At 46.7% G+C, this 24,394-nt stretch carries 22 protein-coding genes; 5 read left to right on the top strand and 17 right to left on the bottom strand.

Features of this window, described 5'->3' with window-relative positions; all coding sequences use genetic code 11:
* Positions 1-147: 147 nt before the first annotated feature.
* Both pnpS and AYO36_RS03185 read right to left on the bottom strand, forming a co-directional pair.
* Positions 148-1,881: a two-component system histidine kinase PnpS gene (pnpS, locus tag AYO36_RS03190; RefSeq protein WP_064299515.1), complete on the bottom strand. Its 1,734-nt coding sequence runs from the start codon at positions 1,879-1,881 to the stop codon at positions 148-150.
* Positions 1,878-2,597 carry a response regulator gene (locus tag AYO36_RS03185; protein WP_369815309.1) on the bottom strand — a complete coding sequence of 240 codons (720 nt, stop codon included), beginning with the start codon at positions 2,595-2,597 and terminating at the stop codon, positions 1,878-1,880. Before AYO36_RS03185 ends, pnpS begins: the two co-directional genes overlap by 4 nt.
* 211 nt (positions 2,598-2,808) lie before the next feature.
* On the opposite strand from AYO36_RS03185, the gene AYO36_RS03180 reads away from it, so the two are divergent.
* Positions 2,809-3,234 (top strand): divergent PAP2 family protein, encoded by a 426-nt coding sequence (locus AYO36_RS03180; protein WP_047393552.1) that lies wholly within the window; start codon positions 2,809-2,811, stop codon positions 3,232-3,234.
* A gap of 58 nt (positions 3,235-3,292) precedes the next feature.
* On the opposite strand, the gene AYO36_RS03175 is transcribed toward AYO36_RS03180, so the two are convergent.
* The 11 genes from AYO36_RS03175 to dnaE all read right to left on the bottom strand — a co-directional run bounded on the left by AYO36_RS03175 (position 3,293) and on the right by dnaE (position 17,572).
* Positions 3,293-4,432 (bottom strand): zinc-dependent alcohol dehydrogenase, encoded by a 1,140-nt coding sequence (locus tag AYO36_RS03175; RefSeq protein ID WP_064299514.1) that lies wholly within the window; start codon positions 4,430-4,432, stop codon positions 3,293-3,295.
* Positions 4,433-4,887: 455 nt separating this feature from the next.
* The gene (mdh, locus tag AYO36_RS03170) at positions 4,888-5,826 is read right to left on the bottom strand and encodes a malate dehydrogenase (RefSeq protein WP_064299513.1); all 939 of its coding nucleotides are present in this window, start codon (positions 5,824-5,826) and stop codon (positions 4,888-4,890) included.
* A gap of 22 nt (positions 5,827-5,848) precedes the next feature.
* Positions 5,849-7,123 (bottom strand): NADP-dependent isocitrate dehydrogenase, encoded by a 1,275-nt coding sequence (gene icd, locus AYO36_RS03165; RefSeq protein WP_064299512.1) that lies wholly within the window; start codon positions 7,121-7,123, stop codon positions 5,849-5,851.
* Positions 7,124-7,194: 71 nt separating this feature from the next.
* Positions 7,195-8,307 carry a citrate synthase gene (citZ, locus tag AYO36_RS03160; protein ID WP_064299511.1) on the bottom strand — a complete coding sequence of 371 codons (1,113 nt, stop codon included), beginning with the start codon at positions 8,305-8,307 and terminating at the stop codon, positions 7,195-7,197.
* 218 nt (positions 8,308-8,525) lie between these two features.
* Positions 8,526-8,996, bottom strand: coding sequence for a DUF441 domain-containing protein (locus AYO36_RS03155; protein ID WP_023469036.1), 471 nt, complete (start codon positions 8,994-8,996; stop codon positions 8,526-8,528).
* Between the two features lie 59 nt (positions 8,997-9,055).
* Entirely contained in the window at positions 9,056-10,804 is a 1,749-nt protein-coding gene (gene pyk, locus AYO36_RS03150; protein ID WP_055968754.1) for a pyruvate kinase, read from the bottom strand.
* 65 nt (positions 10,805-10,869) lie between these two features.
* Positions 10,870-11,838, bottom strand: a complete 969-nt coding sequence (pfkA, locus tag AYO36_RS03145; protein WP_029342336.1) for a 6-phosphofructokinase — start codon at positions 11,836-11,838, stop codon at positions 10,870-10,872.
* A 147-nt stretch (positions 11,839-11,985) separates the two neighbouring features.
* Complete coding sequence (gene accA, locus AYO36_RS03140; protein WP_064299510.1) at positions 11,986-12,921, bottom strand: acetyl-CoA carboxylase carboxyl transferase subunit alpha; 936 nt, start codon at positions 12,919-12,921, stop codon at positions 11,986-11,988.
* Positions 12,908-13,768 carry an acetyl-CoA carboxylase, carboxyltransferase subunit beta gene (gene accD, locus AYO36_RS03135; protein ID WP_023469040.1) on the bottom strand — a complete coding sequence of 287 codons (861 nt, stop codon included), beginning with the start codon at positions 13,766-13,768 and terminating at the stop codon, positions 12,908-12,910. The genes accA and accD overlap by 14 nt, the downstream gene beginning before the upstream one ends.
* A 21-nt stretch (positions 13,769-13,789) precedes the next feature.
* On the bottom strand, positions 13,790-14,308 hold the full coding sequence (locus AYO36_RS03130; RefSeq protein WP_064299509.1) for a FadR/GntR family transcriptional regulator: 519 nt from the start codon (positions 14,306-14,308) through the stop codon (positions 13,790-13,792).
* Positions 14,309-14,410: 102 nt separating this feature from the next.
* A complete protein-coding gene (dnaE, locus tag AYO36_RS03125; protein ID WP_064299508.1) occupies positions 14,411-17,572 on the bottom strand; it encodes a DNA polymerase III subunit alpha in 3,162 nt (1,053 codons plus the stop codon).
* A 146-nt stretch (positions 17,573-17,718) separates the two neighbouring features.
* On the opposite strand from dnaE, the gene AYO36_RS03120 reads away from it, so the two are divergent.
* Positions 17,719-17,913, top strand: coding sequence for a YtzJ family protein (locus AYO36_RS03120; RefSeq protein WP_023469043.1), 195 nt, complete (start codon positions 17,719-17,721; stop codon positions 17,911-17,913).
* Positions 17,914-17,978: 65 nt separating this feature from the next.
* On the opposite strand, the gene AYO36_RS03115 is transcribed toward AYO36_RS03120, so the two are convergent.
* Positions 17,979-18,914, bottom strand: a complete 936-nt coding sequence (locus tag AYO36_RS03115; protein ID WP_064299507.1) for a DHH family phosphoesterase — start codon at positions 18,912-18,914, stop codon at positions 17,979-17,981.
* Between the two features lie 63 nt (positions 18,915-18,977).
* Between AYO36_RS03115 and AYO36_RS03110 the strand changes: the two genes are divergently transcribed.
* A complete protein-coding gene (locus AYO36_RS03110) occupies positions 18,978-19,286 on the top strand; it encodes a YtpI family protein (protein WP_023469045.1) in 309 nt (102 codons plus the stop codon).
* Between the two features lie 51 nt (positions 19,287-19,337).
* On the opposite strand, the gene AYO36_RS03105 is transcribed toward AYO36_RS03110, so the two are convergent.
* Complete coding sequence (locus AYO36_RS03105; RefSeq protein WP_023469046.1) at positions 19,338-20,648, bottom strand: DRTGG domain-containing protein; 1,311 nt, start codon at positions 20,646-20,648, stop codon at positions 19,338-19,340.
* Between the two features lie 155 nt (positions 20,649-20,803).
* On the opposite strand from AYO36_RS03105, the gene AYO36_RS03100 reads away from it, so the two are divergent.
* The gene (locus tag AYO36_RS03100; protein ID WP_064299506.1) at positions 20,804-21,907 is read left to right on the top strand and encodes a M24 family metallopeptidase; all 1,104 of its coding nucleotides are present in this window, start codon (positions 20,804-20,806) and stop codon (positions 21,905-21,907) included.
* Positions 21,908-22,343: 436 nt separating this feature from the next.
* On the opposite strand, the gene AYO36_RS03095 is transcribed toward AYO36_RS03100, so the two are convergent.
* A complete protein-coding gene (locus AYO36_RS03095; RefSeq protein ID WP_064299505.1) occupies positions 22,344-23,069 on the bottom strand; it encodes an SDR family oxidoreductase in 726 nt (241 codons plus the stop codon).
* 154 nt (positions 23,070-23,223) lie between these two features.
* Here AYO36_RS03095 and AYO36_RS03090 point away from each other — a divergent pair, with 154 nt between their 5' ends.
* Positions 23,224-23,661, top strand: a complete 438-nt coding sequence (locus AYO36_RS03090) for a universal stress protein (protein ID WP_029342342.1) — start codon at positions 23,224-23,226, stop codon at positions 23,659-23,661.
* Positions 23,662-23,769: 108 nt separating this feature from the next.
* Here AYO36_RS03090 and AYO36_RS03085 read toward each other — a convergent pair whose 3' ends face one another.
* Complete coding sequence (locus AYO36_RS03085) at positions 23,770-24,375, bottom strand: 3D domain-containing protein (protein WP_064299504.1); 606 nt, start codon at positions 24,373-24,375, stop codon at positions 23,770-23,772.
* Positions 24,376-24,394: the final 19 nt, after the last annotated feature.

Below are 24,394 nucleotides of genomic sequence, written 5' to 3'. Positions count from 1 at the left end.
TGACCAAAAAAAGACGATTGACTCACGGGGAGTCAATCGCCAAGGGCATGACGACATGGGAGCTGATCCAGTCGCCATACAGATGATGAAGAAGGTACTTTCATCATAAGATACGTCTATTAAGGAAATGTGAATCCACTGTGAAATTCAGCCGTGTTTTGGTAAACGAATCGTAAATGTCGTTCCTTTCTGCTCTTCTGAAGCGACTTCGATTTCACCATGATGAAGGTCGACGATGTGTTTGACGATAGCTAGTCCGAGACCCGTACCCCCGGAATTACGGCTTCTTGCCTTATCGACACGATAGAAACGTTCGAAAATCCGTTGGGTTTCTTTCGGATGGATACCAATTCCGTCATCTTTGATGATGAGCTGGACAGACTCTTCTCCATCCTCGAGCTGAATCCAGACGTTGCCACCATTTGGCGTATAATTCAACGCATTCGCTACCAAGTTGACGACGACCTGTTTTAATCGATTCAAATCTGCCCGAATGAAGACTTCTTCTTCCGTTTCGATATGAATCGTCATCTCTTTTTCTGTTGCTCGTCGGTCTAGGAGTGCTGCCGTTTCCCGAACAAGACTTGTCACATCAACGATTGCGGTCTCGAGCTGATAATTATCCTGTTCCAGACGAGAGAGTTCAAGCAAGTCTTCCACTAATGTCTGCATCCGTTCCGACTCGTCATGAATGATTTGTAAAAATTGTTCACGGATTTCCGGAACCTCTTGCGCGCCATCAAGTAACGTTTCCGCAAACCCTTTGATGGACGTCAGTGGTGTTTTTAATTCATGGCTGACATTCGCGACGAAGTCTTTACGCATCTGTTCCAGCTTTTTGATTTCCGTGATGTCGTTAAAGACGACGGTCGTTCCTTGCACGCGACCGTTCTTATCGAAAATCGGAGCGGCACTGACCATGAACGTCCGACTATTGATACCGAATCGAACACTCGACTGCTTTCGATTCGGTTTTTCCGTCAGATAGACATCTTCAATCACCTGGCTCATCTTTTCGTTTGGCAATACACGATAGTACAGCTTCCCGCTAGACGGTTCATGAATATTGAACATTTCCCGATACGTCCGGTTGACGAGCAGGACGTATCCTTTTTCATCAATCAACATGAGACCGGCTCCCATGTATTCGATCAAGGATTCGAGACGTGCCCGTTGCATCGCTTCACCAGACGATGCGTTCTCGAGATTTCGCGCTAGTAGATTGATGGAGCGCCCTAAATCGCGTGATTCGTCGGGTGCCGACAACTCATAGACGCGTGACTTGTAATTTCCATGCGACAGTTCGTGCAGGACATCGGTTGCCTCCGCGATCGGTCGAAGGAATCGTTTCGTCGACCGATAAATCGTCAAGAATATAACCAATAACGACGCAACGAGAGAAAGGATGATGACCGTCCAAATCCGTGAATAAATGACGTTTAAGTCTTTTGCGTAACGAATGAAACTGACGTACACCTCGCCACCGTCCGCTGTCGGAACAGGCTTCGTGAATTGGACGACACTGTCATCTGTTTTCGATTCAAACGTCCCCTCATCAGGAATCGCTGAAAAATTAAGAGTCGCGACTTTTAGTTTCGTCACATCAACCGGTGTACCAGCAATGATCTCGCCCCGACCATTGAATAAAATCATGTCGAAGTTCGATTCAGCGTACAATTGATTTACGTACTGGGCCATCTCCGAAACATCGCGTCCTTGTAAGATTGTCTCGACAAGAGAAGTCTCATCCATCAATTTTTCTTTTTCATTTTGGACATAGAACTCTTTGAAGGATTGTCCAAGTAAGAAACCGAGTGCAATCAGCACGAGACTGATGAACGAAAACATTTTAAAGATGAACCTTTTGCGATACTTACTCATTCCGGTTTCGGCTCCTCCATCTTATACCCGAGACCACGAATCGTTTTGATATAAATCGGTTTTTTCGTATTCGGCTCGATTTTTTCACGGACATGACTAATGTGCACATCCACGATTCGTGTATCGCCGACGAAATCATAGTTCCAGATTGCGGATAACAGTTGATCTCGTGTCAGGACACGTCCCTTATTTTTAGCAAGATATACGAGCAATTCAAATTCTTTAGGTGTCAGTTCAAGACGCTCTTCTGCTTTGAAAGCTTCGTAGTTATCTGGAACGATCTTGACATCACCAATCAGAATCGTCCCATCCGTCACTTCTTCCGAAGGTGTTGTCTGATGACTCATTCGTCGTAAAATTGCTTTCACACGGGCGACGACTTCACGTGGGCTAAATGGTTTTGTCAGATAATCGTCCGCACCGAGTTCAAGACCAAGGACTTTATCGAACTCATCATCCTTTGCTGTCAGCATCAAGATCGGCGTATTGATTTTCTGTTGGCGTAGCCGTTTACATACTTCCAGACCATCGAGTTCCGGCAACATGAGATCCAGTACGATCAGTGCGGCATCTTGTTTTTCCGCTAATTTTAAACCTGACATCCCATCATGTGCCGTTTCGACGATGAAACCGGCCTGTTCTAGATTAAACTTCAATAGTGTTGCAATCGACAATTCATCATCTACCACGATAATTTTATCTTTCAAACCTTGCATCCCCCTCAAGTTTCGTTCTTTCGAATGAGGAATTCCGTGGAATCCGCTTCGTCTGTCTTCATCTTACCGACTTTCACAGGAAAATCACAAATCTTTCTGCTGTTTCTTTACATAATCTTTAAAGGAGATGCCGAATCCAACTAGATCGTTCGTGTAAAAGCTAATAAAACGGGGAAACAATACATATCGTTAATTGTAGGAGGTAGAATGTATGGAATGGAACCATCCCCTTTTTGCAGCCATCACGGCGTGGTTCATCGCTCAAGCAGCGAAGCTTGTCACGAGTTTGGTTCGGACACGAAAGTTCGACCTGGAAATCATGTTTGCTTCCGGTGGTATGCCTAGTTCACATAGTTCGACTGTCGTCGCCTTAGCCGTTGTAATCGGTTTTCAGGAGGGCTTCTCGTCTTCGATTTTCGCACTGGCTGTCATCTTTGCGACAATCATCATGTATGATGCGACCGGTGTCAGACAAGCAGTCGGTGTTCAGGCAAAACTACTCAATGATTATTTCAAAGGAATTCGCCATGAGACTCCTCTCCTGAATGAGCTCGTCGGTCATACCGAATTTCAGGTGTTCGTCGGTCTGTTGCTCGGACTAGCCGTTGGTCTTCTATGGCCCGTCTTCTTCTTTTAATCCTATGATGTGCACAGCCCATCCAAAAATCGGATGGGCTGTTTGAGTATGATATAGCTTATGGTTTCAAGACGACCTTGATGCATCCATCTGTCCGATCATTAAATGTCTGATAGGCAGAAGCAGCATCCTCAAGTGCCACTCGGTGTGTCACGATATCCGTCGGATCAAATTCTTGATTGATGATTTTCTGGAACAGTTCCGGCATCAAATGGACGACTGGTGCTTGTCCCATTTTCAGCGTAATATTTCGGGTAAAGAAATCGCCAAGTGGAAACTGATTATATTTTTTAGCGTAAACGCCTGTCAACTGTACAGTACCAAATTTCCGGACAGCGTCCTTTGCAATATCAATGGCACTCAACGTTCCACCTTGCAGACCAATCTTTTGTTCAATTTTTTCTACAGGGGACATCTTCCCGTCAAAACCGACGCAATCAATGACGACGTCTGCTCCACCTTGTGTTAGCTCTTTAATATACGCACCACTTTCTGCGTGATCCGAGAAATTTACTGTCTCGACTTTATTCGTGACTTTAGCATGATTTAATCGATACACTTGATCATCCACCGCAATGACTCGCTTTGCCCCTTGCATCCATGCAAATTTTTGTGTCATTAGTCCAACTGGTCCTGATCCGAGTACAACGACCGTATCTCCTTTTTTCACACCCGCATGCAGGACACTCCAATACGCCGTAGGTAAAACGTCAGATAAGAACAATAATGCCTCATCTTCTAATTCACATGATTCAGGAATCACGAGTGGCATGAAATTCCCGAACGGAACTTTTAAATATTCCGCCTGACCACCGGGATGTCCACCAAACTCTTCTGTGAAGCCGAAGTACCCACCTGTATCAACATGGGGATTTCCATTCGAGTTATCACATTGACTCTCCATATCATGTTCACAAAAGAAACAGTGACCACAAGCAACATTAAACGGTAACACGACGCGATCGCCACGCTTGACCTTCGTCACACCTGGTCCAACTTCTTCAACGATGCCCATCGGTTCATGACCAATGACATAATCTTTGTGAGCCGGCATATTTCCTTGATAGATGTGTAAATCTGATCCACAAATGGCAGTCGAAGTGATTTTGACGATGATATCATCGTTTTTATCAATCGATGGATCCTGGACTTGTTTGACTTGAACATCTTTTGCTCCTTGGTACGTTACGGCGCGCATGTGGCATCCCCCTTAGTGGAATAGAATGACGTACCTTTGTCCTTACCCTAATACAATCATTTATTCTACATGTTTATTGAGATTGGAACTTTTCGCCTATGTGTATCGTATGTTGTGAAAAACACACTTTACACAATTAACCTATGAATGAAAGGAGGCACTCGCGTGGCACGATGCACCGTTTGTCGTCAATCCTGGTCTGCTCGAACAATCTATCGTTTAATGTGGTCTGCTCACGGACTCCCTTGTCCGCATTGTCAAAACTCACAACACCTACATATGGAACATCAAGGTCACTTCCTTCGAATCGGATATTTGATTCCTTGGCTGACGTTTCTTCTTATACTGGTCTGCCCTTGGTATGCCAAGTTATCGCACTATGCTTCTCCTCATCGGTTATGACGAGACAAAAAAGACGAACTTGTCGAAAGTGACAAGTTCGTCTTTTTTTAGAATCAAGATTTTAATAAGTCGAGTACAGAGCGGACTGTAGAGGCAGAGCGACTCAAAGCCTCTTGCTCTTCAGTCGTCAGTTCGAGTTCATAAACATGCTCGACACCGTTTCCGCCAAGAATGACCGGTACACCGAAATACATATCGTCATATCCATATTCGCCTTCGAGATAAGCAATGGCAGGGAGGATACGTCGCTGGTCCTTCAAGATCGCCTCGACCATCTCAGCAATTGCTGCTGCCGGTGCGTAGTAAGCGGAACCGTTTCCGAGTAACTGAACGATTTCACCGCCGCCTTTACGTGTTCGGTCAACGATCGCATCTAACCGCTCCTTGGATATCAGTTTCTCGATTGGAATGCCTCCCACCTGAGAATAGCGCAGTAGCGGCACCATGTCATCCCCGTGTCCTCCGAGTACGAATCCCGATACATCCTTTACAGAAACGTTCAGTTCCTCTGCTAAGAATGTCCGGAAGCGTGCCGTGTCGAGGACACCGGATTGACCGATGACACGCTCTTTCGGAAAACCAGATGCTTGATAGACCGTATACGTCATCGCATCGACAGGATTCGTCAAAACGATGATGATCGATTCCGGTGCATGCGCGACGATTTCCTTCGTCACAGCTGTCATGACAGCAGCATTCGTACTCACGAGGTCCTCGCGGCTCATCCCTGGCTTTCGAGCAATGCCAGCAGTGATGACGACGATATCCGCACCGTTGATGTCAGCATAGTCCGATGTCCCTTTTACTGAAGCATCAAACCCAAGGATCGGCGCTGCCTCTTGCATATCAAGCGCCTTTCCTTTCGTCGGATTCTCTTGCTCGGGTCGGTCGACGAGGACGACATCTCCTAGCTCTCGCTGAGCAAGATAGAGTGCCGTCGTTGCGCCCGTAAAGCCACTTCCTATGACTGCGATCTTCTTCCGTCTGTTCATCGACTCATTCCTCCTGATCGGATTACATGTTTTTGATGAGTTCGTCCGCGAATTCAGAACACTTCACTTCAGTCGCACCATCCATGAGACGTGCGAAGTCGTATGTGACGACTTTCGTTTCAATCGATGTTTCCATCGATTTGATGATGAGATCTGCCGCTTCGTTCCAGCCGAGGTGACGGAACATCATTTCGCCTGACAAGATGACAGACGATGGGTTTACTTTATCAAGTCCAGCGTATTTCGGTGCCGTACCGTGAGTTGCTTCAAAGATCGCATGACCTGTCATGTAATTGATGTTTGCTCCAGGTGCGATTCCGATACCACCGACTTGTGCAGCAAGTGCATCCGAGATGTAGTCACCGTTCAAGTTCATTGTCGCAACGACATCGAACTCTTTTGGACGAGTCAAGATTTGTTGTAAGAAGATATCAGCGATTGAGTCTTTCACGATCAACTTACCAGCAGCTTCTGCATCTGCTTGTGCTTTGTTCGCAGCATCTGTTCCTTCTTCTTCCTTGATGCGATCGTATTGGTTCCAAGTGAAGACGTGCTCTGCGTATTCACGCTCAGCAAGCTCATAACCCCAGTTTTTGAAAGCACCCTCAGTGAACTTCATGATGTTTCCTTTGTGAACGAGCGTCAACGAAGCGCGCTTGTGCTCAAGTGCGTATTCGATTGCTGCACGAACAAGGCGTTCTGTTCCCTCTTTTGAAATCGGTTTGATTCCAAGACCAGATGTCTCAGGGAAGCGGATTTTATTGACACCCATTTCGTTTTGAAGGAACTCAAGCAGTTTTGCAGCGCCTTCGCTGCCTTCTGCGTATTCGATTCCTGCGTAGATGTCTTCAGTATTTTCACGGAAGATGACCATGTCTGTATCTTCTGGGCGTTTAACCGGTGAAGGAACACCTGTGAAGTAACGAACTGGACGAAGACATGTGTACAAATCAAGTTCTTGACGTAGAGCAACGTTCAACGAACGGATTCCGCCGCCGACTGGTGTCGTAAGTGGTCCTTTGATTGCGATGATGTGCTCACGGATGAGATCGAGTGTCTCTTCTGGTAACCAGTTGCCTGTTTTGTTGAATGCTTTTTCACCAGCGTAGACTTCTTTCCATTCGATTTTCTTCTCACCGTTGTATGCTTTTTCAACTGCTGCATCAAACACACGTACAGCTGCGTTCCAGATATCAGGTCCTGTTCCGTCACCAATGATGAACGGAATGATTGGAGCGTTTGGAACTTGAAGTGTACCGTTAGTTACTGTGATGTTTTCGCCTTGAAGTGTAGCCATGTCTAAAAATCCCCCTTAAGTAATTGTAATCTACATCAAAAATCAGGAGAGGATTGCTCCTCCCCGTCCTTTTAACGTTCTTGAATGGACACGTATGTCCGGTGCGTTTCACCCGTGTAGTCTGCACGCGGGCGAATCAGACGGTTATCGCTATACTGCTCTAAAATGTGCGCCAACCAACCTGACATCCGACTTACTGCAAAGATTGGAGTGAATAGTTCTGTATCAAGTCCAAGTGCATGGTACGTAGAAGCGGAATAGAAATCAACATTTGGTTTCAATCCTTTTTCCGATTGGACGATTTCGTCGATCTTAACTGACATCTCATACCATTTCGGCTCCCCGATTTGAGCAGTCAGCTGACGACTCATTTCTTGAAGGTGCTTCGCACGTGGGTCGCCGTCCTTGTAGACACGGTGACCGAAGCCCATGATTTTTTGCTTGTTCTCAAGTTTATTATGAACATACTCGTCAACCTTTTCAACCGAATCAATTTCTAACAACATCTTCATGACGGCTTCGTTCGCGCCACCGTGAAGTGGTCCTTTTAATGCGCCCATCGCTGCCGTCACACCTGAGTAGACGTCAGAGAGTGTCGCGACACACACGCGTGCTGTGAACGTCGAAGCGTTCAACTCGTGGTCAGCGTGAAGAACGAGCGCTTGGTTAAAGGCTTTTTCTGCAACTTCCGTTGGCTCTTCACCCGTCAACATGAACAAGAAATTTCCTGCGTATGAAAGACCTGCTTTAGGTGCGATCGGCTCTTGTCCTTTTTTGATACGAGCGTAAGCTGTGACGAGTGTTGCGATTTGTGCCTGTAATTTGATGGCTTTAGCGTAATTCGCCTCAGTCGACATATCTTCCGATGTCTCATCGTAAAGCGCGAGTTGAGAGAGCGCTGTTCGAATCGTCGCCATCGCATTCGCCGACTTCGGTGCTGCCTTCATCGTTTCAAGAACGGCAGTCGCAACCGTTGCTTCGGAAATAAGTGCTTCCGATAGTTGCTTCAATTCCTCTTCTTTTGGTAGACGGTCGTTCCACAACAAGAAGACGACTTCCTCAAATGAGGCGTGCTCCGCCAAATCATCAATCGTATAACCGCCATACGTCAATTGACCATCGATGATCGAACTGATTTTCGATGAAGTCGCGACGATTCCTTCTAAACCTTTAGTTTGCGTCATGACAATAATCCCCCTTTTTTTCCCCAGAAATTTAAAACGCTTTCATTTCCGTATTGAAAAAAAGACGTCCACTCAAGAGTCGTTCCCCATGCTTGTAGCGCTGTACTCTTGAATAGACCATCTTGTTTCTGTTCTTAGTATAAACAAAAATACCCAAAAAGTGAATGAACTTGCATACTATTATCAAAAAATTAATTCAGTTACTTTGCTGATTCGGCTCATCCTGTGAACGCTTTTGCGATGACATCCCACATTCCGATGACGAGCGCCGCGATTCCAGCACCAATCAATGGTCCGACCGGTACCCCACGGAAAAGTCCTACTGCAAGAATCGTTCCAGCTAGCAAGGCTGTCGTCACGAGTGGATCTTCTTTCATCAGTCCAACACCGTGTGCCGCGACGATTGCAACAAAAATTCCTGATAAAAATGAGATGATGCCGATATGTCCCCGAATACTTTGGAGCAACTCCTTAAATCCGATATCCCCTGCTGCAATCGGTACGAGGATCGCTGCCGTGATCAATGTGACGCCCCACGTGATTCCTTTTGCCTGCAAGGAAGGAAACAGTCTACCATCCAGCCCGATTGCCTTGATGATCAGCAGGAAGGCTGCAGCAATGATTAATGATTTATTTTGTGCGATGACCCCGATGAAGACGAGGGCAATCAAAAAAAGATAAGCTTCCATACGTCCTCCTCATACAAAAAAAGACGGACATGACCTAAGTCACGTCCGTCATGAATGGATTATGCGTTATATAGTTTACCTGTCAATGGATCGATTGAGATCATTTGACCGTCTTTGAAGACTGTCAATGCATCTTCGACACCAACGATGACTGGTTTACCGAGTGATGGTCCAACGATTCCAGCATGGCTTGTCAATCCGCCATCAACTGTGATCATCGCTGCAGCCATCTCGATTGCAGGCATCATGTCACGATCAGTTGAGTTCGTAACGAGGATCATGCCCGGCTTCGCTTTCGAGTTTGCTTCTTCAGCATTGTTTGCGATGACGACTTCGCCAACGACTCCACGCTCACCGATCCCACGACCGTTTGCGATCTCTTTACCGACGATGTGGATTTTCAACATGTTCGTTGTACCAGCAGTCAAAGCAGGAATACCTGCTGAGATGACGACGAGATCACCATCTGTGACGAAACCAGCGTCTTTTGCTGTGTCCGCAGCAAGTGTCAACATGTCATCCGTGTTGTCTGAAAGATGATCAACGACGATTGGGTACACGCCCCATACGATGTTCAACTGACGTGCGACACGTGCGCTTGGTGTAACAGCGACGATGTTTGGCTCTGGACGGTATTTCGAGATACGTGCAGCCGTATAACCCGATTGTGTCGGTGTCAAGATTGCTTTTGCGTCCAAGTTGATCGCAGTGTGCGTAACCGCTTGAGCGATTGCATCCGTCACTGTGTGCTCACTACGTGTCTGACGATCTTTCAACAAGAGCTTGTAGTCGAGCATTTTTTCTGTACGTTTTGCGATCGAGTGCATCATTTGGACAGATTCGATTGGGTAGTCCCCTGCTGCTGTCTCACCTGAAAGCATGATTGCATCCGTACCGTCAAGAATCGCGTTCGCGACGTCTGATGCTTCAGCACGTGTTGGACGTGGGAAACGTTGCATTGAGTCAAGCATTTGTGTTGCTGTAATGACTGGTTTACCGAAGTCGTTACAAAGCTTGATCAAGTCTTTTTGAGTTGGCGTGACTTCTTCCGTTGGGATCTCGATACCGAGGTCACCACGCGCTACCATCAAACCGTCCGAAATCGCAAGGATTTCTTCAATGTTATCGACACCTTCTTGATTCTCGATTTTCGGGAAGATTTTGATATGGCTCGCGTTGTTTTTCTCAAGCAATTGACGAATCGCAACGACGTCTGACGCACGGCGTACGAAAGATGCCGCGATCAAATCGATATCGCTCTTGATACCGAACTCGATATCCGCAATATCTTTTTCTGTCAAAGCAGGAAGGTTAACCTTCACGTTTGGCAAGTTAACGCCTTTTTTCGTCTTGATGACGCCTTCGTTTTCGATTGAACAACGAAGCTCACGGTTCGGAAGTTTTTCAGTGACACGAAGACCGATGAGACCGTCATCAAGCATGATCATCGAACCAACTTCGACGTCATCATAGAGTCCTTCATACGTGACCGAGAATTTATCTTTTGTTCCGACGATTTCGTTTGCGTCTCCGCTAACGATGATGACTTCTTGACCACGTGCGAGAAGCGCTTTTCCTTCTTCAAACGAATGTGTCCGGATTTCTGGTCCTTTCGTATCAAGAAGAATCGTAACGATTTTGTTTGCTTCTTTCGCTGCACGACGGATATCCGTGATACGTGCACCGTGTTCTTCATAATCGCCGTGTGAGAAGTTCAAACGAGCGACGTTCATACCTGCTTCAATCATTTCTGGAAGACGTTTTTCTGACGCCGGTCCAATCGTACATACAATTTTAGTTCTACGCATATTCCATAAACCTCCTACGGTGTTTGGCCAAGTTCTCTTGTCCATTCCAATCCTATCGACGTTCGTTAAATCGAAAGCTGTTTTGAAAGCTCGAGAATATCAAGATCCAGCTCATGTTTATTTTCGTCGAGTGCCTCATCGATATCGAGATCGATCATCTTACCACCACGTACACCTACGACACGTCCTTGTTTTCCTTGAAGTAGGATTTCGATGGCATGCGCCCCCATCCGACTTGCAAGTACACGGTCCGCTGCCGTTGGTGCTCCACCACGTTGAACGTGACCAAGAACCGTGACGCGTGTATCGAGACCTGTTTCTTTTGCGATCGCGTCTCCAACGTCCTGAGCACGACCTGCACCTTCAGCGACGATGACGATTGAGTGTTTCTTACCGCGATTGACACCACTTTGAATGCGATCGAGGACTTCTTTTAAATCTTCAGGACGCTCAGGAACAAGAATCGATTCTGCTCCACCAGCAAGTCCTGCATATAATGCGATATCACCCGCATCGCGTCCCATGACTTCAATGACATACGTCCGCTCATGCGACGATGCCGTATCACGAATTTTATCGATCGCTTCAAGCGCCGTGTTGAGCGCTGTATCAAAACCGATCGTATAGTCCGTTCCAGGGATATCGTTATCAATCGTACCTGGAAGTCCAATTGTCGGGAAGCCAAGTCCCGTCAATTTTTGAGCACCACGATACGACCCGTCTCCGCCTACGACGACGAGTGCATCAATTTCAAATTTCTTAAGATTGACGACCGCTTTTGCTCGTCCTTCTTCTGTACGGAACTCAGGGCAACGTGCTGAACGTAGGAACGTTCCGCCTCGTTGAATGATGTCACCGACTGACCCAAGGTTCAACTGGACGATGTCCCCGTTGATTAATCCTTGATAACCGTTATAGACACCAAATACTTCTAAGCCATGAAAAATCGCTTTACGCGTGACAGCACGCACCGCGGCATTCATACCTGGTGCATCGCCGCCACTCGTTAAGACAGCAATCCGTTTTAAACTCACGTTAATCACCTCTCCATTAATCTGAATCTAAAATAGCACGTTGTTTTCTTGTTTTACAACAGGGCAGATTGCATAAACTTTCACTAGCTTTTTCATCATCGATTCCGGAAATGAGGAATATCAATCATGATAGCGATTACATGGTGCTTATGTGCCAATTTGGTGATATTTTTCGGTCCGCTGATCGATGAGCTCTTCCTTGGTCAGATGAACCAATGATTCAAGCTTCTGTACCAATACAGCTTTTAATTTATCCGCCTGTAATGACACATCGAGATGCGCCCCTCCGACGACTTCTGGAATGATGGCATCCGCGATCCCGAGTCGTAATAAATCAGGTGCTGTGATCTTCATCGATTCTGCCGCTTTCTCCGCAAGACTTGCATCTTTCCATAACAATGCTGCAGCACCTTCAGGAGAGATGACCGAATACGTTGAATTCTCGAGCATCAAGAGTTGATCACACACTCCGATTCCTAAAGCACCACCTGATCCACCTTCACCGATGACGATTGAGATGATTGGAACCGTCATGCCAGCCATCTCAAATAAGTTTTTCGCGATGGCCTCACTCTGACCACGTTCTTCTGCCGCACGTCCTGGGTAAGCCCCTTTCGTGTCGATGAACGTAATGATCGGTCGATTAAATTTCTCCGCTTGTTGCATGAGACGTAGTGCTTTTCGATATCCTTCCGGATGTGGCATCCCGAAATTACGACGAATGTTTTCTTTTGTATCTTTTCCGCGTTGATGACCGATGATCGTCACCGGACGATCATTCAGTGTTCCGATTCCACCGACGATTGCCGCATCATCATATCCATGACGGTCGCCGTGTAGTTCGATGAAATCTTCACAGATGGATTCAATGTAATCGAGTGTCGTTGGACGTTCTGGATGACGTGCCAATTGAACACGATTCCACGCTTTCATATTCCCGTAAATATCGAGTTCTAACCGATGAAGGCGTTCTTCAAGAAGTTGGAGTTCTTCCTTGAAGTCTAGACCTTGTGTTTCCGCCATATCATGGAGCTCAAGAATTTTTTCGCGTAACGCGATGACTGGTTGGTCAAATGGTTGCATGGTTCGTTCCCTCCGCATGTAGCTTTAAGATTCGCGTATAGTACGTTTTCAGATCATGTCGTGATACGACATCGTCCAGTTGACCTGCTTGTAATAAGAATTCTGCTGTTTGGAAATCTTCCGGTAGTTTTTCACGTATCGTCTGTTCGATGATCCGTCGACCTGCAAACCCGATCAACGCCCCCGGTTCAGCGATGTTAAAGTCACCGAGCATCGCAAAACTTGCTGATACACCGCCGGTCGTCGGATGAGTCATACAAGAAATATAAAGTAATCCAGCATCTGAATGCTGTTTTAAGAAGAGACTCGATTTTGCCATCTGCATGAGACTAACCATTCCCTCTTGCATCCGTGCTCCTCCTGAAGCGGAGAAAATCGTGACAGGTAGACGATGTTTTGTTGCGTAGCGAACAGCTTCAGAAATCGCAGCACCGACCGCTGCACCCATCGAGCCCATCCGGAATCGTGCATCCATGACACAAGCGACGAGTGGGTGACCATTCACATTCCCGACGCCACAGACGATCGCTTCCTCAAGACCCGTTCTGACTTGGTCGCCCTTTAATTTTTCCGGGTAATCCTGGAATCCGAGCGGATCCGCTTGAACTGCCGGTAAGTCGAAATACGTCACCGAACCTTCATCGAATAATTGCGTAAAACGTTCTTGCGCGGTCAATGGGTGATGATACCCACATGAACAGACACGTAAGTTCGCCTCCAGTTGTTTCGTATATTGGATTAATTTACATTTCGGACATTTTGTCATTAGGCCAACTGGCACATCGACACGCTGCTCCTTCGAAGTCAGCGTGACGAACTTTTTAGGTTTTCGAAAAAATGCTTGCACGTTCAGTTCCCCCTTGTCATCCTATGGGCGGTTCAAGAGTTGTTCCCGTTCCGCCTGCGTATAGAGTTCCCCTTGACCGAAGCTTTTATGGAAGGCATTGACTTGTCGCCAGATTCGTTCAAACAAATCGTTATCGACCGTCTGAATCAACGTCTCACGAAACGCTGCATCGGATGATACGACTGGTGCAAGCACCGAAAGGTCATCCAGCTGCGCGAGCGCTGCTTGCTCAAGCAAGCGGAGCATTCCTGCCAAGTCTTCGAACTTCGAATCGCCAGTCACTAAGAATTGAGCGATGATTTGAATATAGGTATGATCGTCACGGTTCAATAGAAAGCTTCCGCCTCCATGTCGTGTCTCGACGATCCCTAAATAAGCGAGCGTCCGTAATGCTTCTCGTACGGACGGTCGACTGATGGATAGTCGTTCTGCCAGTTCCCGTTCCGATGGAATACGGTCTCCTGGAACTAATCCATCTTGTTCGATCATCAATTTAATCGCCGCGATATTGGCTTCAAACGCATTTCGTTTCTTCTCCATATCGATACGGCACCACCTTTCTGACCCTTCAGTCGGTTGCTTCAATCGGTGGCATTGGTCAGACCAATTACCCCTTATTATAACAAATCTTATTACCTAGTACTAGTTTGAGCGGGGGACATTTTTCAGGACGACATGATCCTCGCCAAACCGAATACGTAGCCGAGCTAGTAATTCCTCATCATGCTGCACTGCATAAAGCGGCGGTAACGATTTCGTCTCGCGTGAATCCGCGTAGCGGACGACAACTGGAATATCGCCTGGTGCCGCTTCAAGCAACTGTTCGAGTGCAGCCAGCTCATTTTTTGATGTTAACTTGACGAATAGCACATCTTGTCCAAGCGGACGGAGACGTTCCAATATGAACTGACGCTCCCCTTCGCGATCCTGCACCTTTAGTTCAATCAGCAAGACGTTCCCTAAATAAAGTGATCGACGGAATCGTTCATATTGATTCGGGAAGACGACGACCTCTTCATTCGAATACCCGTCGACTGCCTGAATGACCGCCATCGTTTGACCGCGTTTCGTCTTGAACTCTCGAATCTGATCAATATAACAGACTAAATAATGTGTTTCCGAACCGACGCCAAGGTCATGAAAATAAGCAGATTCAACCGGAGCTTTCATTGCTGTCGTCAACGGCGAATACGTCAACCAGAATCCAAGCACTTCCCGTTCTAATCGTGCCCAGTCGGAATCACTTCGTTTCGATGACTTCTGTGTCCGGCGTTTCCCGAGAATTGCCAACTCGTCTGGAAGTAATGTATTCGACGACTCGGTGAAATACTCGAGCACCTCTTGTTCAGCGAGCCCGCGATCGCCGTGCGTCGCTCGGTCTAGCGCACCACTGTAGAGTAACAATTCAATTTTTGCGCGCTCCTTCTTGCCCCATCCGACGTGGGTCAACAGATCAGCAATCGTCGCTGTGTGCTTCGATGCTTCCTTTACACGCTCGAACTCACGCTCGGAAATACCTTTAATGACATGGATACCGAGTCGAATCCCTTTGCCTTCTAGTGAAGAACGGTAATCGGAAATCCAGACATCCGGCGAGTGGACCGGGAGACGTCGTTCGCGCATCAATCGGACGAGACGCTCCGGTTGTTCGACCGAGACGAGTAAGAAAATGTGCGGGAAATGCGCTTTGATATATCCGAGGGCATAACTAATCTTTGAATAGGCGACTGCATGGCTTCGATTGAATCCATACCCAGCGAATCGCTCAATTTGTTCATAAAGTGATTGTGCAATCCCATCATCGAATCCATTCGACTTTGCTCCTTCGAGAAAACGAACCCGTTCCTGTTCGAGCGAATCCGTACTTTTTTTAGAAATCGCACGTCGTAATAAATCTGCTTGTGCGAGTGTAAATCCAGCTACTCGACGGGTGATTTCCATGACTTGCTCTTGATAGACGATGATGCCATACGTTGGTGCAAGTACGTCTTCTAATACGGGATGCAACATCTGATAAGGTTGACCAGCTTTTCGTTTCGCGTACAGATCAATGAATTTCATTGGTCCCGGACGATAGAGTGACATCGTTGCCACCAAATCTTCGAACCGATTCGGTTTGACTTCGCGCAACGTCTGTTTCATACCTGTCGACTCGAATTGGAAAATATCATCCGTCTCGGCGCGGGCAAAGACTTGGAATGTCGCGCGGTCTTCTTCTGGAATTTGCGTGAGCGTAAAGGATGGCTGTTCTCGTCGAATCAATTCTTCCATCCGACGCAAACGACTGAGATTTCGTAATCCTAACAAGTCAATTTTCAACAATCCTTGACGTTCCAATGCCTGCATCAAAAACTGCGTCACATAGCGTTCATTTGGTCCCGTTTCAACGGGTGTCGTCTCGACGAGCTGTTCAGATCCAATGACGACACCGGCCGCGTGAACCGAACGTTGTCGCGGGAGACCCTCGACCGCTTGCGCTAGTTGCAATAGTTGCCGACGCTTTTCACTTCCAGAGAACCAACAATATGTCTGTTTATTTTGTTCGATCCCTTGTAACGTCGTTGATTTTCCAAGCTGTTTGACCGCAGCATCTAACTCATCCTTCGAAAACTCTAGCGTCCGTCCGACGTCTCGCAGAGCGGCTTTGGCACCGAGCGTCGACAATGTACCGATTTGAGCAACGTGATCTTTTCCATAACGCATCACGAGATCCTCTAATACTTCTTCGCGTCGTTCATCTTCGATATCGATATCGATATCCGGCATGGAAATCCGCTCAGGGTTCAAGAATCGTTCGAATAGTAATCCATATTTCAATGGATCCACCGTCGTGATCCCAAGCGCATAGCTGACAAGTGATCCAGCTGCTGAGCCTCGACCAGGTCCAACGAAAATGCCTTTCGCTTTTGCACTACGTACGAGTTCTTCAACGATTAAGAAGTAATCAGCAAATCCCGTCTTATCGATGACTGATAGTTCATAAGCGAGACGTTCCCGCGCTTCGTTACTTTCATGACCATGTGCCAGTAACCCTTCCTCAGCACGTTTTCGTAATAACGCATTCGAGTCTTCCGCGATACGTGGCAGTGGACGTTGTTGAAACGGTAATTCCAAGCGTTCAGATGTCGTAGCAAACTGCTCCGCCATCGTAATTTCTCGCTCGGTAAAGTCTTCGAGTAACTCTTCCCGGGTCTTTAAATGCATCAGACGATCTGTCTTTTGGTCTTGGAACGTCGTCGCCTCACCAATCGCACGTATTGCTTGATACGCTGACGCTTCATCTCGACGAATGTAACGAACAGGATCGACTGGGATGGTCTCAACACCAAGCGCTGCTGCTACTTCGCGGTAACGCGCACGACTCTCTCGTTCGACCGTTGAGCGACTAGAGGTCACGCCCATATATGTACGCGCTCCTTGAACGTGTCCCATCCATTGAACGAAGGAACGACGTAGACGCGTCGCATCTTCAGAGGCTTGACGCAGTGGCACGAGCACCGCGATCAGTGATGAAACTTCAGTCTCCTCTTGTTGACTGGCTAGTCGATACAGTTGACGGAGTCCATCAGAAGAAAAAGCAAACCATAAGATACAAAATTCTTCTTCTTCGATTCGCTGCTCCCATCCGACGATCGGTTGCATATTTCGACGCTGACATGCATCGATGAATGCGGGAACTCCTGTCAATGTCGTTTCACAGATGACCGCTCGTCCGATGTGTCGACGGACTAGTTCATCGAGATAGGGCTCGATTCGAACTAAACTCTGCAATGGACTAAACTGCGTTCGAACATTTATATGCATCTTCCATTCTCCTTTCTCTTCTGATGGATGTTTTTAAAAGTTTTCAGAACATTCATATCTAACTGACTCAAGTACTCGCCATCTGATTTATTATTCGATACAATAAGTATAGAAATATCATGACGGGTACGGAAGGAGCGTTTCTCATGATTTTGAATCGCAGTCAAATCGCACGTGAAAAAGTCGAACAATTAAAGCTCGGTGTTACCGCTTTTACTGAAACGGAAGAAATCGCTGAGAAGATTCGCAAATCTGTCGCTGAACTTCAACTGAATGTCATTGAAGATCACACAGATCGTGGCGTTTGGTTCATTCCGCAAGACGAAACAAAAACGCAATAAGCGTAAAAAGGCTGTTCGCTTCGCTTCCTCAATGAGAGGAGTGAGACCGAGCAGCCTTTTTCCATTTAAAACTGGAAGTTAGCAGCGACCTCGTCCAGACGACGGATGACACGTTCGACCTCACTCAACTGTCCAATCGTTGCACCAGACGCCATCGGATGTCCACCACCATTGAATTCTTTTGCTACTTCATTGATGACGGGACCCTTCGAACGAATTCGGACGCGAACCTCCGTGTCTGTTTCAAGGAACAATGCCCAACACTTCATGCCTTTTAAACCGGCAAAACTATTGACGAGCAACGATGCTTGCTCAACCGTCGCCCCAAACTGCTTCAACGAATCTTGTGTCAATACGACATAACCGACACCTTGATCCGTCAATTGAATATGTTGAAGGACATATCCTTGTAAATGAAGCGCCGCAAGTTCTGTTTCGTACATATTGCGATACAACCAGTCCGTATCGATTCCTGCATCAATCAATTGCGCTGCGACTTCAAATGTTCGTTTCGTCGTGCCACGGAATTGGAAACGTCCCGTATCACCAACGATCCCAGCGTAGAATTGAATGGCAGCTGATGCTGGAATGTCGTATCCCCATTCGTTCAATAAATGAACGAGCAGTTCCGATGTCGAACTCATCGTCGTATCGACGAGTTGTACTGGTGCGTATGGATCTTCATCCGGATGATGGTCGATTTTAATGACGTCTTTTCCTGTCATTGCGACCTTCCCGTCAATCCGCGCTTGATTCGCTGTATCCAGAATCACGACTAACGCCTCTTTGTATAGTTCATCGTCTACTTGATCGAGCTCTCCCATGAATGACAATGATGTCGCCATCTCTCCGGCCGTTAATACCGTTTTGCTAGGGAATTGATGTTGTAACGTCAATTGCAAACCGAATTGACTACCGAGTGCATCGGGATCTGGACGTTCATGACGATGAATGATGATCGTATCTGCCGCTTCAATCATTTGTTTGATTTGCTCTTTCACTGTGCACAGCTCCTCTAATCTTGATATGATATGAGATGAAGACAAAAAGGAGGTCCTTTTAACATGCAATTCATCCTCATCGCCCTCATCGTTTTCTCGCTTGGTGGGTATTTGTTAGCAAAACGCCGCGCGTTCCATACGAAAAGCACGAACCGAAAATACTTGTTCAATACGCAAGCGAGCATTTGGTTGAGCTTGTTCGTCATCCTATTCGCCGTCAACCAGTTCGTTTCCGGAAACGGATTAACGACACTCGTCGGGAAAATCGTTTGTTCCATTTTAATCATCGTCGGTGTTGCTTCATTCATCGCCGGATTCATCCGTTACAAAAAGATTTATCCGTATGTCGTCCGCGAGATGGAGCAATCCTGAGCTAGATTCAGAGGAACCGAAGTCCATTGACTTCGGTTCTTTTTGATTCATTTAACGATCGATGAGTTGGGATGTCACGAGTGCCTTCGCAACGATTTGTGTGCCTTGATACATCTCGACATCGACTTTCCCGAATTTTCGACCGACGTCAAAGACATTCGCCCGGATCGTTACCGTGCTCTCGATTTGAACAGGTTTAATGAAATAGATGCTGACGTTCTCGATGACAAGGTCACCTTTTTTCATATGGCGCAACATTCGCGTCGCTCCTTCGACTAGAAGCGTCGTCAACACCCCACTCGAAGCAGTCCCCATGAAGTTCGTCATTTGCGGCGAGACCTCAAGCGATAAGTACGGTCCCCGTTCGTCCTCTGCCGCCTTGATCTGTCCTGTAATTAGATCGTCGAACGTCTCTCCGACTTGTGGCTGACGATTCGCGAGTTGCAGTGCCTTGAGGACGTCTTGACGGCTAATGATCCCGAGTAATCGACCGTACTGATCGATGACTGGCAGCATCTCGATTCCTTCCCAGACCATCTGATGCGCAGAATTCGTAACACTCGTTCGAATACCGACCGTGATCGGATGACGGGTCATGACTTTTTCAACAGCCCAGTCATGTGGACGGTCAATGATGTCCTTCGCTGTCACGACACCGACGACCTTCATTTGTTCATCGATGACGGGATAACGGTTGTGTTTCGTCTGCTCATTCAACTCGTGCCAGCGTGAAATCGGATCCGTCGTCTGTAAATAGAACGTATCATGCAACGGAATTAAAATATCCGAAACGAGTAAAATCTCCTTTTTGATCAATCGATCATAAATCGCTCGGTTGATCATCGTCGCCACCGTGAACGTATCGTAGGATGTCGAAATGATCGGTAACTCCATCTCATCCGCTAATCGTTTTGCATCCTCCGTCGTATCAAAGCCACCGGTAATCAATACAGCAGCTCCTGCTTCAAGCACGAGTTCATGTGCTTTTTCGCGGTTTCCGATGATGACGAGACTATCGACATCGATATAGCGCATCATGGCTTCGAGCTTCATTGCGCCAATGACGAATTTCGTCAGCGTCTTGTGTAATCCATTTCGACCACCGAGCACCTGACCGTCAACGATGTTCACGACTTCCGCGAATGTCAGCTTCTCGATATTTTCTTTTTGTTTCTTTTTAATCCGAATCGTTCCGACTCGCTCAATCGTCGAGACGAACCCTAAATTTTCTGCTTCCTTGATGGCGCGATAAGCCGTCCCCTCGGATACGGTCAAATCCTTCGCGATTTGTCGGACGGAAATCTTTGTTCCGACATCAAGATCTTCGATATGTCGAATGATCTGTTCGTGTTTCGTAGGCATACTGTATCCCTTCTTTTCCTTTTTTCTACTCTCCTGTCATTATACTGTACTACTCTAAAGATGAAAACGTGTACTAGTCTGATTTACGATAAATGTTTTTCGAACCGGACGATGATATACTTATGTAGAAAATGAGTAGAAAGGTGGAATCATATATGAGCGAACGTACGAACCAAATCAGTGAATTCCTGAAAGAACAAGGAATCGACTTAGCCGTCGTCACTTCGAAGGCAAATGTCTTTTATTTCTCAGGAGTCTACGCTGAACCCCACGAACGTGTCATGGCGGTCCTCGTCGATGTAACCGGCAAACATGTATTATTCTGTCCGGCACTCGAAGCAAGTATCGTTGCAGCGAGTCCTTGGAAAGGAGACGTCGTGACGTATGAGGATCACGAAAACCCGTTTGATCGATTAGCAGAATTATTCGCGACATTCGAGCACTCGAATAACCGAATCGGTATCGAAGGGGAACACATGACGTTCAGTCGCTATCAGGAACTAAGCTCACGTCTCGAGAACGCAGCCATTCTGGATATCGGTGAGTCTTTACAAGCGCTTCGTCTGAAGAAAACACCGGAAGAAATCGCTATTCTTCAAGAAGCAGCCGCACTTGCGGACGAAGCAATCGAAATCGGTAAACAAGCGATCCGCCCAGGGATCACGGAAATCGAACTCATTGCAGAAATCGAATATGAAATGAAGAAAAAAGGTGTCCGTGAGATGTCATTTGATACGCTTGTCCTATTTGGTGCAAACAGTGCTGATCCGCACGGTGTACCCGGCGACCGTGTCATCCAAGAAGGCGATTTCGTCTTATTTGACCTCGGCGTCGTTTGGAAAGGCTACTGTTCCGATATTACACGGACCTTCATTTATGGCGAAGCGAACGAAGAACAGAAAAAGATCTATGAAACGGTTCGCCAAGCACTTGAAGCCGCGACAGAAGCGAGTCAGATCGGCACGACACTCGGTTCATTAGATAAGGCAGCCCGTGACGTTATTACAAACGCTGGCTACGGACAGTACTTCACGCACCGTGTCGGTCACGGACTCGGAATCGAGGTTCATGAATTCCCATCTCTCGCGTCAAACAATCTACTGACGGCTGAAGCTGGTATCGTCTACACACTCGAACCAGGCATTTATGTTCCAGGTGTCGGTGGCGTCCGTATCGAGGATGATATTCATCTCACTGCGGAAGGTCCAGTTGCGTTAACTCGCACACCCAAACATCTTCAATCCATTCCGTCATCTTAACTCAAGACAAACACCTAATCCATCGCTCGGATTAGGTGTTTCTGATTATAGACAAAATGTCTGACTAAAAAATATCTCGTCTTTTCATGCCCTTCCCTCAGGCGAGACACAAGCCAGTTTTCCCGCTTCATTCAAGCAGGAAAACGGGTCTTGTTTGTCTCTGACAGCGCAAAATTGCGCTTTTTCCTGTAGGAGTGGCGTGTGACGCGTCATTCTTTTTATACCGAAGGATTTGAGGAACGTTTTGTTCACTCGACATCGCTTCCTAGGGAAAACAAGCAAGAGCGACCCTGCAACGAAGCGAAGCGGCGCGATGCTTGTCCCAGGAAAACGATGCGAGACGAACAAAAAAGCGCAATCCTTCTCGTTAGAGAAAAATTGCACCTTATCTTCAGTCTCAAACATCTAATCCATTGCTTGGATTAGATGTTTTTGCTTATTTACGGGATTGATGGACGACATTGACGCCACCTGTAACATCGAGGATTGCTCCCGTGATCATACTTGATTCTTCTGCCAACAAGAAGGAAATCGCGCGAGCGATATCTTCTCCGACACCCGTTCTTCCGACCGGCGTCGCCTCATCTTGCTCCGCTTCAGAAATCAACTTCGTCTTATTGTCACCGACGATGTTTCCTGGGTTGACCATGTTGACCGTTATGCCGTGCTCTGCCTCTTCAAGCGCTACACTCTTCGTCAAACTCACCATCCCGCTTTTAGCAGCAGCGAACGCTGCCCGGCATACCCACCCTGGCGCTGTTGCACTCTCTGGAAAGCCATACGTAATGATTCGACCATAGGCTTGCTTACGCATGACGGGTAATACTTGACGTAATAGCCAAAAACTAGCTGTCAGATTCCCAGTGATCACTTCATTCCATTCCTGATCAGTGTAATCCACTAATGCTTTTCGTTCGAATATATAAGGTCCTGCATTAAGTATCAACGCATCAATCCGACCATGCTCGTTGATTGCTTGTTGGGTTGCACGTTCCAATTCTTCTTGATTCGTCACATCCGCTTGAATCGTCATGAGATTCGGATGTGTAAATTCGGGTTCGGAACGATGAAACGCCGTCACTTTCCAACCTTCTTCCAGTAACTGGCGCGTCACTCGTTCTCCCAGTCCTTTTGTACCTGCTGTAATTAACGCGTGCCTCATCTTGGCATCGCCCCCTTTCACTGACTCCATCTTACGACGGAACGGAAAGGAAGAACAATTTTTAGAACTCACTGAATGTTTCGTCCGCTCCCAGTAAGAGAATGGTATAATTAGGGTGTACTCATCATATCGATTACGAAGGGATGGATTCATCATGGCAATCGTCTATCATAATGTACTCGTAGCAGTAGATGGCTCAAAAGAGGCAGAACGTGCCTTCGAGACGGCAATCGATGTTTCATTGCGAAATGATGCAAAATTGATCATCGCACACGTCATTGATACACGGACATTCGCAACAGTTGAAGCCTATGACCGCACCATCACGGAACGTGCCGAATCTTACGCGAAGGAATTGCTAGACGAATACGTCAAGACCGCTCAAGATCGCGGTGTACAGGAAGTCGAAGTAGCGATTGAATACGGCTCACCGAAAGTAACGATCGCTAAAAAGCTTGCCCCTAATCACGATGCCGATTTAATCATCTGTGGCGCAACTGGTTTAAACGCTGTCGAGCGTTTCTTCATCGGTAGTGTCTCTGAAAGCATTACGCGTTACGCAAAATGCGACGTCTTGATCGTCCGTTTATGAATCACTCTTCTACAAAAAGCCTTTCTTCCTTCATTTCAAAGGAAGAAAGGCTTTTTGACGACCTATTTAAATAAAAAAACCATCGAACCAATGTCCGATGGTTTAAAATCATTTGTATTTTACTGTAACCGTACGACGACCCCAGTTGAATGCTTCTGAACGAGAGTAGTAAAGGATATCCATCTTCTTCCCTTTGATGGCACCGCCAGTATCAGCAGCTGTATACGTCCCTTTTAATTTCCCTTTGTAATACACTTTCACTGTCGAACGAAGTGGAATGACACGTGGATCAACCGCTACGACTTTCTTTTTCGAGCTTTTAATGTTCCAACCGATTGCTGTCAGATTACCACTACCTGGATCATACGGTGTGTAAGCTGTTGCGCTTACGTTCGTGATTGTTTTCCAACCACCTGTTGATTGTTTTTTCGAACTGCTTGATGTCACGACTTTCGAGTAGCTTGCGCTAAGGTAAGCTGTTTTACCTTTGTAACTTACTTTATACCAGTTACCTGTTTTTGCTTTGTACGATAACGTTTGGTTCTTATATAGAAGACCGAGCTTTTTCGAAGAAGTAGCAGCTTTCTGACGAATGACTAGGCTATCGACTGTTGACTTGACGCTTTTCTTAGTTGCAGCCTCTGCTTGAAGACCTGCAAACGAACTGAGTGCTAACACGACCGTTAAAACACTTGCGAGCATCCGTTTCATCATGTATTTTCTCCTCCATCAT

Source organism: Exiguobacterium sp. KKBO11 (assembly GCF_001644945.1).
Taxonomy (GTDB): Bacteria; Bacillota; Bacilli; order Exiguobacteriales; family Exiguobacteriaceae; genus Exiguobacterium_A; species Exiguobacterium_A abrahamii.
This window is presented reverse-complemented; position numbering and strand designations above follow the sequence as displayed.